Origin of the sequence: Micromonospora sp. NPDC018662 (assembly GCF_044391475.1) — a bacterium.
In the GTDB taxonomy this organism is placed as follows: domain Bacteria; phylum Actinomycetota; class Actinomycetes; order Mycobacteriales; family Micromonosporaceae; genus Micromonospora.
This window is the reverse complement of sequence record NZ_JBISAC010000003.1, coordinates 867,928-881,576: the sequence shown is the minus strand read 5'-3', so window position 1 is coordinate 881,576 and position 13,649 is coordinate 867,928. Positions and strand designations below refer to the sequence as shown.

The window sequence follows — 13,649 nt, the reverse complement described above, 5'->3', positions numbered from 1 at the left end:
CACCGGCGCGCGGCGCGGGCCGCTCGGCTCGGGTGCGTTTCTGCTGCGACACGGGGCGCTCCTTGAGGCTGGAACCGGTTGACGTTGCCCGTTCACGGTACGGGCGCGGCGTGCGGGGCGGCAATGCGATATTCATGAGAGCCCGGTGCGGGCCACCTGTGGAAGCGGCCCGCACCGGGTCTGTCTCAGGTGGCGGAGCAGGTCGGCGTCGGGACGCCGTTCGTGCCGTGCCACGTGCCGAGGAAACCGAAGATGGTGCTCGCCCCGGCGCCCAGGCTGCCGTTGTAGCCGACGTTACGCGCGGTCACGGCGGCCCCGCTGCCGCCGACCGTGGCGTTCCACGCCTGGGTGACGGTCTGGCCGTTGGCGAACGTCCAGGTGACGGTCCAGCCGTTGATCGCGGCGCCACCGGCCTTGACCTGGACCTCGGCCTGGAAGCCACCCTGCCACTGGCCGGCGACCCGGTAGGTGGCCGTGCAGCTCCGGCCGCCGGTCGGGGGCGAAGTCGGGCTCGGGGTCGGGGTCGGGGTCGGGGTCGGGCCGGGAGTGGCGGTGCCGGTGGGCGACGGGGTCGAGGTCGGTCCGCCACCTCCGAACACGGTGGCTTCCTTCGAGGTGGCCTTGATGCCGTTGACGCCGTTGACGACCCGCTGGCCCCAGGTGGTGAGCCGGGTCGGGTCGAAATCGGTCGCCATGTCGAGGATCGGATCGCTGTTGCCGCTCCATGACCAGGCCAGGTAACCCAGGCCCCGAGCCTGTGCCTGCGCGAGGATCGTCTCGTGGTCCACCTCGCCGGGTGCGAACTGCCAGCCGAACTCGCCGATCACCAGCGGCCAGCCGCGGGACTCGAAGAGGTCGAGGTAGTCGGTGATGGCGGCGGCGTTGTTGAACACCGCGTACATGTGGATCGACAACACCGTGTTGTGCCGGCTGTCCGCGTCCAGGATCGTCTGGGCGTTGTCGCGCATGACGTGCTGCCAGTCCTGGCCCCAGTTCGGCCCGTCCACCATGAGCAGGTGCTCGAACCCGTTCGCGCGCATCTTCCGCACCGCCGCAGCGGTGGCGTCGGTCCACTGGGCGGCGTTGACGTTGCCGATCGGCTCGTTGCCGATGTTGATGACGACGTAGCTCTCCTGCCCGACCAGCGCGCTCTTCTGACCGACCCAGTAGTCGACCGCCTCGTCCAGTGAGGCGGCGGCCGCCTCCTCGCCGTAGCCGGTGGTGTCGTGCACCTCCAGGACGCAGATGAGCCGGTTCTGTTTGCAAAGCGCGATCACCTCGGGGACGTCGGTGGACGGTCCCCACCGCTTCCCACTGCCCAGCACCACTCGTACGGTGTTGGCGCCGAGCGCCTTGACGTCGGCGAACGCCCTCGTCTGGCCGGTGTACCAGACGTGCGGGTGGTTCACCCCGCGCATCACGAACGGCGCTCCGTTGGCCTCGACGATCGCGCGGCCACTGACGTGCAGCCCGACCGCGGCGTCCGCGGGCCGAACGAACATCAGGACCGACGCGGCGACGGCGAGCAGGGCAGCGCCGACCGCCATGAGTCTTCTCTTCATGATCTACCTCGCGTTAGGGCCCGGCTGGTGCCGGGTGAGACGCGCCTGCCCTGGCGTACCACGTGACGGCGTACGCGACGCGATTGTGACGTTTGTAAAAGATCCCGGAACGAGGCCGGCTCGGGCGCTCGGACGGTTTCTTCACCCTATCCGCCCACAGCCGACGCAGCAATAGGCGTCCGCCTATCTCGACACGGCTCGCTACCTGCCGCCGGCCGCCGCCGCAGCAGGGGGCCCGGTCGAGGAGCGGATCACCAGCGACGGCTGGAACAGCATTTCGCGGTGGGTGTGTTCCGGTCGGGACTCGTCCAGCAGCAACTCCGCGGCGGCCCGGCCGAGGCGGTACGGCGGCTGGTGGACGGTGGTCAGCGCGGGCGCCAGCCGCCGCGCGAACGGCAGGTCGTCGTAGCCGACCACGGAGATGTCCTGCGGAACGCGTAGTCCCAACGCGTGCAGCCCGTCCAGCAGGCCGAGCGCGGCGGTGTCGTTCACACACACCACCGCCGTCGGTGGCGCCTCCTGATCCACCAGTCGCCTCGCCGCCTGCGCGGCGGCGTCCAGCAGGGGAGGTGGATGCAGCCGCAGACGAACATCCAGGAACGACACCGCCGGGTCCAGGCCGGCAGCCATCACGGCCTGCCGCACGCCCTCCCGTCGCGCCAGCACCGGACCAGGATCGACGGTGGCGCCGAGGAAGGCGATGCGACGATGGCCGAGCGCGATCAGGTGCTCCCCCGCCAACCGCCCGCCCAGTACGTCGTCCACGTTCACCGCGCACAGGTCCAACCGGCCGCGCGGATGGTCGACCAGAACGACGGGTATGCCGTCGCGACTCAGCCGCAACAGCGGCTCCGGATCGTCGTCGATCGGCGAGATGATGATGCCCCGCACCGCCTGAGCGTGCAGCAGCGTGAGCAGTCGCCGCTCCCGTGCGCGTCGGAGGTCCGTGCTACAGGCGAGGATGACGCAGTCCGCCTCGGCCAACCCGTCCTCGATGCCCCGGTTCAACTCCGCGTAGAAGGGATTGGCCAGATCCAGCGTGACGCTCCCGACGACAGGGCTCGGCAAGCCACGTAGCTGCCGGGCCGGCCCGTGCGGCACGTAGCCCACCGCGTCGATCGCGGCCTGTACCCGCGCCCGGGTCTCGGCAGCGACGATCGACGGCCGGCTCAACACGTTCGCGACGGTGGAGACCGAGACGCCCGCGACCCGGGCCACCTCCCGCATGCCGCCCCGGCCCTCAGCGGCGCGGCCCGGCACGGTGGCCCGCTCCATCCCGAGACCCGGAAATGCCGAGGACGACCACCTGACGAATCTACCGCCACCATCGCGTGGGCGGGCGACCCGCCCGGCCTGGGCGGCTCGCCGCCGGCATCGAACCAGCCCATGGGGACGTCACCCACAGCTCGCCCGGGTGTACCGTCCGAAGTGGCAGCCCACGTCGCGTCGGGCGGGCTACCGCCTGGAGGGGATGCAGCCGTGCCGCCGGTCTGGGATGGGCGATTCGGTGCTGAGCTGCGCCGGCTCCGCATGTCGGCGGGCCTCTCGTTGCGACAGCTCGCTCCCCTCGTCCTGTCCAGCCGAGGACATCTGCACGATCTGGAGACTGGACGACGTCAGCCGACCGCCGACCTGGCCGGCCGGCTCGACACCGCGCTCGACGCCAGCGGCCTGCTGTCCGGCATGCGCCATGAGATCGCACCGGCAGATCCGGAGCGGTTGGCCTACGTCGCCCGACATCCCCGCCGGGTCGACCCCGTGGCGCTGCATGCGCTGGCGGAGTCGCTCGCCGCTCACCGCCGGCTCGAAGACGCCCTCGGGTCCACGTCGCTGCTGCCAACGGTCCGCGCCCAACTGGACATGATGACCACGCTGGTGGTCGACGCCACCGGCGCCCTCCGACCACGGGTGGTCGACCTCGCCGCGCAGTGGGCACAGTTCGGCGGTTGGCTGTACGCCGCGAGCGATAGGCGTCGTCTCGCCGGGCGCTGGTACACCATCGCGCTGGAATGGGGCGCGGAGGCCGGCAACCCGGACATGCTCGCCACCGTACTGAGCATGCGAGGGCATCTGGCCTGGTCGGAACGCCGTGCGGACGCCATCATCGACCTTTCCGCGGCAGCGGCCCGGCAGCCGGCAAGCCCCGGCGTGCGAGCGATCGCCATCCAGCAGCAGGCCCGTGGTCACGCCCTTACCGGCGAGGCGAGCGCCGTCACCGGGCTGCTCGATCGAGCCGCCGAACTGCACGAGGCGGCGGGTCAGGCACCCGACCGGGAGCCGCCGTGGATCTACTTCCACTCGGCCGCCTACCTGGCCATGCAACGGGGACTCGCCTACCGACTGCTCGGCCGGGACGCGGACGCCATCGAACACCTCCGGCGAGGGCTTGCCGAACTGCCGGCAGACGCCGCCGGAGCCGCCTGGACGGGCCCCTATCTGCTACGCCTCGCGGCGGCGCTCGCGGACACCGGGGACGGCGACGAGGCCCTCGACATCTACGAGCGGGTCCTGCGTCTCGGACGAGCCACCCGCACGACCACGCTCATCGAACAGGCCGAGTCCGCCGTCCGCACCCTGTCCGCACGTAGATAGCGGACGCGGCGGTGCTCGAACGTCACCGCCTGACCACCTGATGCTGATCTCCGGGACCGGCTCGTCGGCACGACCCGTCGCGGGCCGCGTCCATCGTTCGGCATGTCGGTGATCGGGTCCTCCGACGCACCGACATGCCCTCCGGAGAGGGGCACCGTGGACAGGTCGACGCGCAAGACCGCCGAGGACCGGGGCGAGGAGATTCAGGCCGCCGAGCGGGAGGCGGCGCGACAACGGCTCCTCGCGCAGGCCGAGGCGGATCGGATACCGGTCGAGGAGACCACCCGGGCGGTGCCGGACCGGCAGCGGCATGACCGGCGGTGAGGTGCCGGTCGGCCGGCGTGTCGCCCAGTGGCGGGTCCGGCGTCGGATGACCCAGCAGATGCTGGCCGACCGGTTGGGCAAGTCCAAGAGCTGGGTCGACAAGGTCGAACGCGGTGTGCGCGCCCTGGACCGGTTCTCCGTCATCCAGGACGTCGCCGGGGTGTTGCGGGTGGAACCGGCGGCGTTGCTGGGCGGGGAGAACCCGCCACCGAGGCGCGGCGGCGAGGGGGTGGACGGGGTGCGGGCCGCGCTCGCCCGCTACGACCTGTTCCCGGCCGGGTCCGACCAGCGATGTGCGACGTCGACGGACGAGCTGGGCCGGCGGGTGGACCACGCGTGGTCGGCGTACCGGCACGCGCGCTACGCGCAGGTGGTGCGCCTGGTGCCGGAGCTGCTCGACGCGGCCCGGTCCGCGCACGCCGCCGGTGACGCGGACGGTACGACCGGGCTGCTGGTGCGGGCGTACCGGATCACCGCGTCGGTGCTGGTGAAGCTCGGCGAGCCGGATCTGGCGTGGCTGGCGGCCGACCGGGCGGTGACGGTGGCCGCCGGTCATCCGAGGTGGACGGCGGTCGCGGCGGTGCCGCTCGGCCAGGCGCTGCGCGCCGCGGGGCGCGGGCGGCTGGCGACGACGGTGACGGTCGCCGCCGCGAACCGGATCGGCGCCACGGCGGCGCGTGGCGGGTCGCACGTCGAACCGGCACTGTGCGGAACGCTGTGGGTGGAGGCGGCTCTCGCGGCGGCGTCCTGCGGCGACGCGCGGAGCGCGGCGGAGTGGCTGGGGGTGGCCGCCGGGATCGCCGAGCGGGCCGACGACCGGCACGACCCCCACCTCAGCGGATTCGGGCCGGTGACCGTGCAGGTGGCACACGTGGCGGCGGCTGTCGAACTCGGCGACGGCGGTGCGGCGGTCGCCCGACACGAGACGGTGGTCCGGGCGGACGGCTGGCGATGGTTGCCCGTCGAGCACCGCGCCGCGCACCTGGTTGACGCCGCGCGGGCGTACCTCCAGGTCGGTGACCTGCTGCGGGCGGGCCGTGCCCTGACCGAGGCGGACCGGATCGCGCCGGCCGAGGTCCGGATGCGGCCGTCGGCGCGTACCGTGCTCGCCGAGGTGGCGCGCGGCGGACCCGCGCCGGCCGGCGTGGCGCACCTGGCGACGGCGATCGGCCTCACCCGCTGACCGGCTGGACTAGCCGGCCTGGGCCACCGGGTGGCGCTTCATCTGCTCCATGAAGGGGAAACGCGCGGTCAGCTCGGCGAGCGTGGTGCCGGCCCGCCACGCGGCGGCGACCTGGGCGACCTGGAGCAGGTCGGTGGCGTCCCCGCGGGCCTGCACCTCGCCGTCGACCCGCAGGTCGATCATGAAGTAGCGCGCCTGGGCACCGAGGCTGACGCAGACCACGCCCCGGTCGGAGGTCAGCTCGGCGCAGGTGAACCGGCTGCGGCCCTGCTCGGGGGCGCTCACCCGCCCCACGTCGAGCTGGTGCGCGGTCGCGGCCTGCGCGAGCGCGGGAGCCAGACCGCCGGGCTCGACCAGGTCCGGGTAGAGGCGCACACCCAGTGCCGCCGAGACGTCGCTCATGACTGACTCCCACTTCCTCGTGACAGAGACCAGCAGCGCGCAGGTTACGAACACGTTTCCGGCACGCATGCCCATCCTGTCCCGCACGGCGGGTCCGCGGCAATAGGAACGGTCGATCCAACCCCAACGGGGGGCTTGACTTGGGATGACGGGTAACTGATGGTGGCCGGATGACCTCCGGCACGTGGCTTCCCGCGGACCAGCGCCTTCGCCCCGGTGAGGAGTTGTTCCGTAACGACCGGGAATTCACCGTCTGGTCGTACTCGGCGACTCACTGCCAGCTCCTGCTGCGCGCTGATCACCTGCCCGGCGGTGAGTCCCGGCTCCCCACGACGGTGGAGATCCTGTTTCAACAGGTCGACGCAGTGCAGATGCGGGCGTCGTACCGCGGCCTGGTGATCCGGTGCGCGACCGACGAGGAGGCGGCGCGAGTCGAACCGGGCCTCGTCGGTCAGGGCCACCGCTCCGAGGCCTCCCGCCTGCTGATCCTCGACAGCGCCGAGGGGACCGGACACGTGTTGACCGGAGCGGTGGCGTGGCGCGAGGGTGTCCTGTCGGACATGCAGCCGTCGTTGTTCAACTCGTTCGACCCGTACGACCCGATGTGGCCGGTCAAGCCACTCACCGGAGTCGGAGGTGAGCTCGACGTCGCATCCCCCCAGGAGGTGGCCCAGGCTTTCCTCGCGGGCCTACCAGCGGGTGTACCCCGTGAGCGACACGGCACCGTGCACCTGCTGACGGCGGTCGTCGAGCGGGACGGCCGCCGGCTGCGGTACAACCTCGGCGTGTTCCTCACCGAGGCCGACGCGGCGGAGGCCAAGCGTCTGGTCGAGCCGCATGCGACGAGTTGCTGGACCGAAGCCCTCCCGACGGTGCTCTGACTCGCAACACCGCGCGCGGGCCACCGGCGAGGGGCGGTCGTTCCCGTCGACCTGCCGGGAACGACCGCCCCTCGCCACCTGTTCCTCTCGCGCGACGACCAGTTGATCAGTCGATGGGATCCCGCAACCTCTCGAGCCACGCGGGCTTCAGACCGCTGTTGTCCCAGTCCGGCTCGGGCATCTCCGCTCCGGACAGCCGTCTGCCGCTCTGGTCGTAGAAGACGATGGTGTCCCACCTCCGGTGGCCGGGGATGACCTCCTCTGCGATCCAGCGCATCTCCCGGCACGTGCCGGGAGCCTTGTCGCCCTCGGCCAACGCCTTCTTGACGGCCAGGATGAACTGCTCCTGAGGGGTCTTGCCATCGAAGCGGTAGAGGTTCACATGGAGCTTGATGGCGGGATTGGAGATGGCGGCCTGGACCGGCCCGGTCCAGGTAGCCGCGGAGAGGTTGGCGAAGTGACTCAGTCCACGCTCTCTCGCGAAGTTCTCCAGATTGCCCCCGAGCGCCCGCCGGATTCCCAGTGCGACGTCACAGGGCTCCTCGTTGTGAACCAGTACGGGAGTCGAGCCGGCCATCACGTAGAACGTGCGCAGGCTGGCCACCGACAGGTCGTAGACGGTGGTCCGTTCGGTGTGCCGCGTCGCCTTGAGCACCTGGACCCAGGTGCCGGCGCTGGTCCGCAGCATCTGTCCCGCGCGCAGATCGCCGGCGTGCACCCACCGTCCGAGATCCGGCACCCAGAAGGGATGGTCGGCGGTCGCGGTGACCCGACCGGTCGCCTCGCCGCCCACGCCGTCGGTGTCGACCGTCAGCTCGACCAGCTTCTTCAGGCCATCGCGGGACACCGCCGCACCGACCCGGCGTGACTCCGTGACATCGGCGTACGGATCGGTGGTGACGACCGTGTCACCGGCCCGCAGATCCTCGATCGGCCGCGTCGCACCGTCGGCCGTCAACACGCGGGTACCCGCGGGGAAGCTGGCACCCGGAACACGGCAGGACCTGCCCATCGCGGCCAGTCGGCCCAGCATCGCGTCGTCGGCCTGGGTCCGCACGATCAGCCGCTCGGCGATCGCGGGCATCCGGAGACCGAGCAGGCCCTTGAGCCCGCTGAAGGCACGCGCACCGGTGAAGCCGCCGGCAGCGAGCTCGGCCAGGGAGCCCGTCACCCACATGTCGAACGCGCCGCCGATGCCCATGGACGCCTCGGCGCCACCGGCGACACTGAGGAATGCTCCGCAGACCACGTTGCAGAGGATCATCGTCACGCCGATGACCTCGGCAGCCAGGGCAAGTTCGACGATGGCCTGCGTGAAGAGGGTCAGCGCCAGGGCGCCGTCCAATCCGATCTGCGTGCCGAAGTTGACGCTGGGGGCCTCCCGCATGCACTTCTTCCGGTATTCCGGCGGGAAGCGATCGCAGTAGTAGCTGTTCGACAAGGACTCGTGCAGCCGCTCGTCGTCACTTTGGGTGACGTAGTGCATGCAGTCCTTGTAATCATCCGAGCCGGGAAAGTTGGACGCCTGGCATCGCTGCACCGCGTTGAAGCGCGCGATCGCGGCCTCGGCCCGGGCCTTCTCGACGTAGGCGTTGTAGGCCTCGTCGTAGTACCGCTGGGCGGTGTCGTAGTCCCGGCCCGCGGCCAGCGCGGCCTGGCGGGCCCGTTCGGCGTCCCGCACCGCCTCCGTGGCATAGCTCTTCGCCACCTCGTACGAATCCTGGGCCCACACGGCCGAGTGCGCCGCCCGCTTCGCGGCGTCGTTGGCGCTCTTTGCTGCCTTCTGGGCCGCACTGGCGGCGGCAGCGGCCTTGTCCGCGGACGCCTGGGCGGCGTTCGCCGAGGCAAGGGCGTCGTTCGCGAAGCCCGCCGCCGCGGTCGCGGAGGCTTTCGCACGGTTCGCCCATGTCTGGGCCTCGGCGGCGGCGTTACGGGCCGTCGCGGCGACCGCCTGAGCCTCCTCGGCCTGTTGAACCGCCCGGGTGGCGGCGGCCGCCGCCTGGGAGAGCAGGGCGCTGGCCTCGGCGTTGTGGGCCGCGGTGTCGTGGTCGTTTCGGGCCGCCTGGTACTGACCGGTCGCCAGGAACTGCCGCAGCGCGGTGGCCGGGCCGTCGAGTGCGATCTGGGCAGCGGCCTTCAGCTCCGTTCCGTCCGCCGTCGCGGCCACGATCCGATTGGCGTCCACGCGGTCGTCGGAGTTGGCCGCAGCGTACTGGCCGGTGCGCAGGAAGTCGCGCAACGCCGGGCCGGTGCCGGCGTCCAAGGCCGCCTGAGCCTTCTGCTGGGTGACCGTACGCCCGGCTTCCCGGGCCTGGCTGAGAATCTGGTTGACCGCGATCCGGTCGTCAGTCTGCCGGCCCGGGTAGTCCTGGTTCTGCAGGAACGCGGCCACTTCGGCATCCGAGCCGTTCACCGCGGCCTCTGCCGCTTGCCGTAGGCCTTCGCTGCCCTCGGCGCCGATCGACAGCGCGGTGGCCCGGTCGTCCTCGGCCGCGGCGACCGCGATGCCGGTGCGGACGAAGCGCAGCACGGCGTCGTCGGTGCCGCCGAGCGCCTTGACGGCGGCGATCTGGGTCCACGGGCCGTTGGACGCGGTCAGCGCCAGAGCGACCTTGCGGGCGCTGACGACGGCGGTCGCCCGTTCGGTCGCCGGGTTGGTGACCTCGGCGATGAGGCGGTTCACCTCGGCACTGCGGCTGGCGGCCTCCTGCGCGTCCCAGGCCGCCTCCTGTTGCAGACGCGTCATGTCCGACTTGGCGGCCTGCGCCGCGGCCAAGCCGTCGTCGTATGCCGCGGCCAGCCGCTCGGCGTCGGCGGTACGTGCGGCGTCGTACACCTTCTTGGCCTCGTTCGCGGCTGCGACGGCCTCGTTGGCCGCCGCGGTCGCGGCGTTCGCCGCCTTGGTGGACAGTTGCGCCGCCATCGTGGCGTCGCCCGCGTGGGCCGCTGCCTCCTCCGCGGCGTCCGCGGCGAGATCCGCGTCCGCCGCCGCTCGGTTGGCCGCGTTGCGGGAACGAGCCGCGGCCGCGATGGCCTCGTTCGCGAAGGAGTACGACGCGGCGGCCGCGCGACTGGACCTCGCGGCGCTGGCCTCGGCGCGCTCGGCCGCCACGATGGCCTGCTGGGTGTTGACGCCGGTCTCCTTGGCCTGCCGCAGCGCCTCCTTCGCCTTGCCCACCGCGAGCTTGGCCTGGTCGATGGCGCCCTGCACCGACCCGGCAGCATTCTTGATCAGGTTGGCGATCCGTTCGGCCTCCGCGGAGGCCGCCGCCGCCTTCCTCGCCTGGACGGCGGCGTCACGTGCCCGCTTGGCCGTGCTCAGCGCCTCACTCATCTTGCTGCCATCGGTGACCGCGAGGGCGGCCGCCCGGTGGGCCTCCGTCGCGGCCTTGCGGGTCAGCGCCGCGGCGGAAGCCGCCCGGGTGGCCGCGTTGGCCGCCACCCGGGCGGCCGCGATCGCGGCCTGGGAAGCCGCCACTGCCTGCCGCGCCGCCTTGGCAGCATTGTCCGCCGCGTTGGCCGCCTGCTGCGCCGCGGCAGCCGCCTGCCGGGCGTTGCCCTGCGCACTGGCCATCGCACTCGCCGCGATCTCCGCGTCCCGCTTGGCGGCAGCGGCGGCGGTCACCGCCTTGGCGGATTCGTCCGTGGCGATCTGGGTCTGCTGTTCCGTGCGCTTCTGCGCCTCCTCAGCGACGGCCACCAGATCCTTGAGCGTGCTGATCTCCTGATCCCGCGTCGACGCCACGGCCCACCCCGAGTCGATGAACTCGGTCAGCGCGTCGATGGTGCCGATGTCGAGAGCGCGCTGAGCGGCCGTTTGCACCGTGGCGCTGCCGTTGGTCCTGGCGGCCGAGAGGATCTGGTTCACCCGGATCCGCAGATCGGTCGTGTACGGGGTCCGCCAGCCCGTCTCGATGAACGCGTCCAGCGCGCCGGGGTTCGTCGAGCGAGGATCCTCCAGGGCGGCTGCGTCGAGGGCCTTCTGCGCCGCGGCCTTCACCTGGGCTCCACCGGCGGCCATCATCCGGTTGACGTGGACGCGTTTGTCCTGGTTGGCCGGCAACTGCCAGCCGGACTCGAGGAATGCCGAGAGAGCTCCGGCGTCGGGCGAGTCCAGTGCCGCCTGCGCCGCGCCCTGGATCGCGAAGCCGCCGCCGGCCATCATGCGGTTGACCCGCACCCGCTCGTCGACCTTGGACCGCTGGGCCCATCCGGTCGACAGGAAGGCTGCGATGTCGGCGTCACTACCGAGCAACGCGTTCTCGGCAGCCTCACGAACCGCCGGCCCACCGAACTGCCACGCCTGCACGACCAGTTCCCGGTCGGCCTCCGAGGCTGCGGCGCTGACCGCGGCCGATGCGGAGGTCGGCACCGTCAACAGTGTCGCGACCAGCACCAATGCGGCTCCGACCGCGGTCAGGCGGCGCCACGAGGACACCGATCTCAGCGTTCCTCTCACTCTTACTCCTTCGTGGAACGAGCGACACGCGGGCAACCGCGTCGGGTAGTCGGACGGCGTCGTGTACGCGACGCCGACGGGGGCCACGCCGGGCGGGACGCCCCTCCCCGGCGAGCGCAGAGAACGCCCCGGGCGGAGGAGACCATGAGAGATCGCCACTCCTCACCCACCTGATCCGGCCGTCCTGACACGACCAGGTCAGCCGCCCCCGTACGGTGACTGACCGGCAGCGGGCAAGCTACCGCATCGGTCGGACGGCCGATGCCCGTGCGGACATGGGCGACGAATCACACCCCAGGGTTGGCGCGTAGCATCGAATGCCGTGGCGCTCCTGCGATGTGACTTCTTCTCCGAGGCGCTCGGCGTGGGCACCTCGATGACGGTGCTGCTGCCCGACCGGGGCGCCGCCGGGATCGGCATGGCCGCCGGCGCCGGCGACGGCGACCCGCCCGTGCTGTACCTGCTGCACGGCCTGACCGACGACGACACGGCGTGGACCCGGCGGTCGTCGATCGAGCGCTACGTCGCCCCGCTGGGGCTGGCCGTGGTGATGCCGCAGGTGCAGCGCAGCTTCTACTGCGACGAGGCGCACGGCAACCGGTACTGGACGTTCCTCAGCGAGGAGCTGCCCGAGGTGTGCCGGTCGTTCTTCCGCCTCTCCACCCGCCGGGAGGACACGTTCGTGGCCGGCCTGTCGATGGGCGGCTACGGCGCGGTGAAGTGGGCGCTGCGCCACCCGGACCGGTTCGCGGCGGCGGCCAGCCTCTCCGGCGCGCTCGACGTGGTGCACCGGCGGAACCACCCGACCAGCCCGCTCGACCCGGCGGTGTGGCACACCGTCTGGGGCGACGGCCCCGCACCGGACGGGGACGACACGGTGGCGCTGCTGGAGCGGGCCGGCGACGACCTGCCCGCGCTCTACGTCGCGTGCGGCACCGAGGACTTCCTGTACGAGGACAACGTCCGGTTCGTCGACACCGCCAGGCGGCAGGGCCGGCCGCTCACCGTGGACTTCGGTCCCGGCGACCACGACTGGGCGTACTGGGACGCGCGGATCGCCGACGTGCTGGCCTGGCTGCCGCTGCGGTGAAAGGCGGGGCCCCCGGTTAACGCCTCCGGTAGAGAAGGGGGCCCCGCTTAACACCCCTCAGCTCCGGGTGAGCACGACCTTGAGCGCGCCGGTCTCGGCCGGCCGGGAGAACACGTCGTACGCCTCGACGATCTGGTCCAGCGCGTACCGGTGGGTCACCATGTGCGCGGTGCCGAGCTGGCCGGCGACCAGCATGTCCAGCAGCTTGGGCGTGAGCACGCCGACCTCGTACGAGGTGGGCAGGATGTCGGCCAGCAGCACGGCCGCCTCGTCCGGGACACTGTCCGGCAGGCGGTAGGTGGACAGGTCGGCGAACGGGATGCGGGCGTACTCGGCCTGCACGCCGTCGACGGTGTGCCCGAGGATCCACCCGCCGCCGCCCAGGCACTGCCCGTAGGCGCCCTCGCGGCAGTAGCCGCAGACGCCGCAGGCGGAGATGCAGGAGGCGAGGACCCGGTCGCCCGGGAGGAGGTTGGCGACGCCGTCACCGATCGCGACGACCGTGCCGACCGTGCCGACCGCCTCATGGCCGAGCACCCGGCCCGGCTGGACCTGGGCGGGACCGAGGTCCCGCTCACCGTGATCGAGGTGTTAAGCGGGGGCCCCGCCTCTACCGCAGGCGTTAACAGGGGGCCCCGCCTTACACGCCGACGGTGCCGTCGACGGCCTCGCGGAGCAGGTCGGCGTGGCCGTTGTGCCGGGCGTACTCGTGGATCATGTGCAGCATCACCAGGCGCAGCGAGACGTCCTCGCCCCAACGGGCCTGGTGGCCGATCACGTCGAGCGACTCGGCCGCGAGTTCGATCCGGCGGGCGTGCGCGACCTCCCGCTGCCACGCCTCGAACGCCTCCGCGCGGTCGGCGTCGCGCGCGTCGTACGCCGCCTGGTAGTCGTCGGTCTCCGACCAGACCAGCGGCACGTCCTCGGCGGCGATGACGCGACGGAACCAGGCGCGTTCCACCTCCGCCATGTGCCGGACCAGGCCGAGCAGGGACAGCGTGGACGGCGGCGAGGACCGCCGGCGCAGCTCCTCGTCGGTCAGTCCCTCGCACTTGAGGGCCAGCGTGGCGCGGTGGAAGTCGAGGAACGCGCGCAGCGTCTCCCGCTCGCCGGCGCGCAGCGGCGGGCCGATCCGTTCGATGGTCACGGGAGGTCC

Annotated in this window: 10 protein-coding genes and 1 pseudogene; 5 read left to right on the top strand and 6 right to left on the bottom strand. The window is 72.0% G+C overall.

What is annotated here, in order from left to right:
- Positions 1-185: 185 nt before the first annotated feature.
- Both ACH495_RS13555 and ACH495_RS13550 read right to left on the bottom strand, forming a co-directional pair.
- A complete protein-coding gene (locus ACH495_RS13555) occupies positions 186-1,562 on the bottom strand; it encodes a cellulase family glycosylhydrolase (RefSeq protein WP_396858013.1) in 1,377 nt (458 codons plus the stop codon).
- Between the two features lie 201 nt (positions 1,563-1,763).
- Positions 1,764-2,837 carry a LacI family DNA-binding transcriptional regulator gene (locus ACH495_RS13550; protein WP_396858012.1) on the bottom strand — a complete coding sequence of 358 codons (1,074 nt, stop codon included), beginning with the start codon at positions 2,835-2,837 and terminating at the stop codon, positions 1,764-1,766.
- A gap of 204 nt (positions 2,838-3,041) precedes the next feature.
- Here ACH495_RS13550 and ACH495_RS13545 point away from each other — a divergent pair, with 204 nt between their 5' ends.
- The 3 genes from ACH495_RS13545 (at position 3,042) to ACH495_RS13535 (ending at position 5,661) form a co-directional block, all read left to right on the top strand.
- Entirely contained in the window at positions 3,042-4,154 is a 1,113-nt protein-coding gene (locus ACH495_RS13545) for a helix-turn-helix domain-containing protein (protein WP_396858011.1), read from the top strand.
- A 156-nt stretch (positions 4,155-4,310) separates the two neighbouring features.
- Positions 4,311-4,478 (top strand): hypothetical protein, encoded by a 168-nt coding sequence (locus ACH495_RS13540; protein ID WP_396858010.1) that lies wholly within the window; start codon positions 4,311-4,313, stop codon positions 4,476-4,478.
- Positions 4,465-5,661 carry a helix-turn-helix domain-containing protein gene (locus ACH495_RS13535; protein WP_396858009.1) on the top strand — a complete coding sequence of 399 codons (1,197 nt, stop codon included), beginning with the start codon at positions 4,465-4,467 and terminating at the stop codon, positions 5,659-5,661. Before ACH495_RS13540 ends, ACH495_RS13535 begins: the two co-directional genes overlap by 14 nt.
- Before the next feature lie 9 nt (positions 5,662-5,670).
- On the opposite strand, the gene ACH495_RS13530 is transcribed toward ACH495_RS13535, so the two are convergent.
- Entirely contained in the window at positions 5,671-6,063 is a 393-nt protein-coding gene (locus tag ACH495_RS13530) for a hypothetical protein (protein ID WP_396858008.1), read from the bottom strand.
- A 170-nt stretch (positions 6,064-6,233) separates the two neighbouring features.
- Between ACH495_RS13530 and ACH495_RS13525 the strand changes: the two genes are divergently transcribed.
- Positions 6,234-6,944: a hypothetical protein gene (locus ACH495_RS13525; protein WP_396858007.1), complete on the top strand. Its 711-nt coding sequence runs from the start codon at positions 6,234-6,236 to the stop codon at positions 6,942-6,944.
- A 106-nt stretch (positions 6,945-7,050) separates the two neighbouring features.
- Here the strand turns inward: ACH495_RS13525 and ACH495_RS13520 are convergent, their stop codons facing one another.
- Complete coding sequence (locus ACH495_RS13520; protein WP_396858006.1) at positions 7,051-11,403, bottom strand: polymorphic toxin-type HINT domain-containing protein; 4,353 nt, start codon at positions 11,401-11,403, stop codon at positions 7,051-7,053.
- Between the two features lie 322 nt (positions 11,404-11,725).
- On the opposite strand from ACH495_RS13520, the gene ACH495_RS13515 reads away from it, so the two are divergent.
- On the top strand, positions 11,726-12,493 hold the full coding sequence (locus tag ACH495_RS13515) for an alpha/beta hydrolase (protein ID WP_396858005.1): 768 nt from the start codon (positions 11,726-11,728) through the stop codon (positions 12,491-12,493).
- 57 nt (positions 12,494-12,550) lie between these two features.
- On the opposite strand, the pseudogene ACH495_RS13510 reads toward ACH495_RS13515, so the two are convergent.
- A pseudogene (locus tag ACH495_RS13510) lies at positions 12,551-13,036 on the bottom strand (alcohol dehydrogenase catalytic domain-containing protein); the annotation flags it as partial.
- 97 nt (positions 13,037-13,133) lie between these two features.
- A complete protein-coding gene (locus ACH495_RS13505; RefSeq protein ID WP_396858004.1) occupies positions 13,134-13,640 on the bottom strand; it encodes a DinB family protein in 507 nt (168 codons plus the stop codon).
- Positions 13,641-13,649 lie beyond the last annotated feature (9 nt).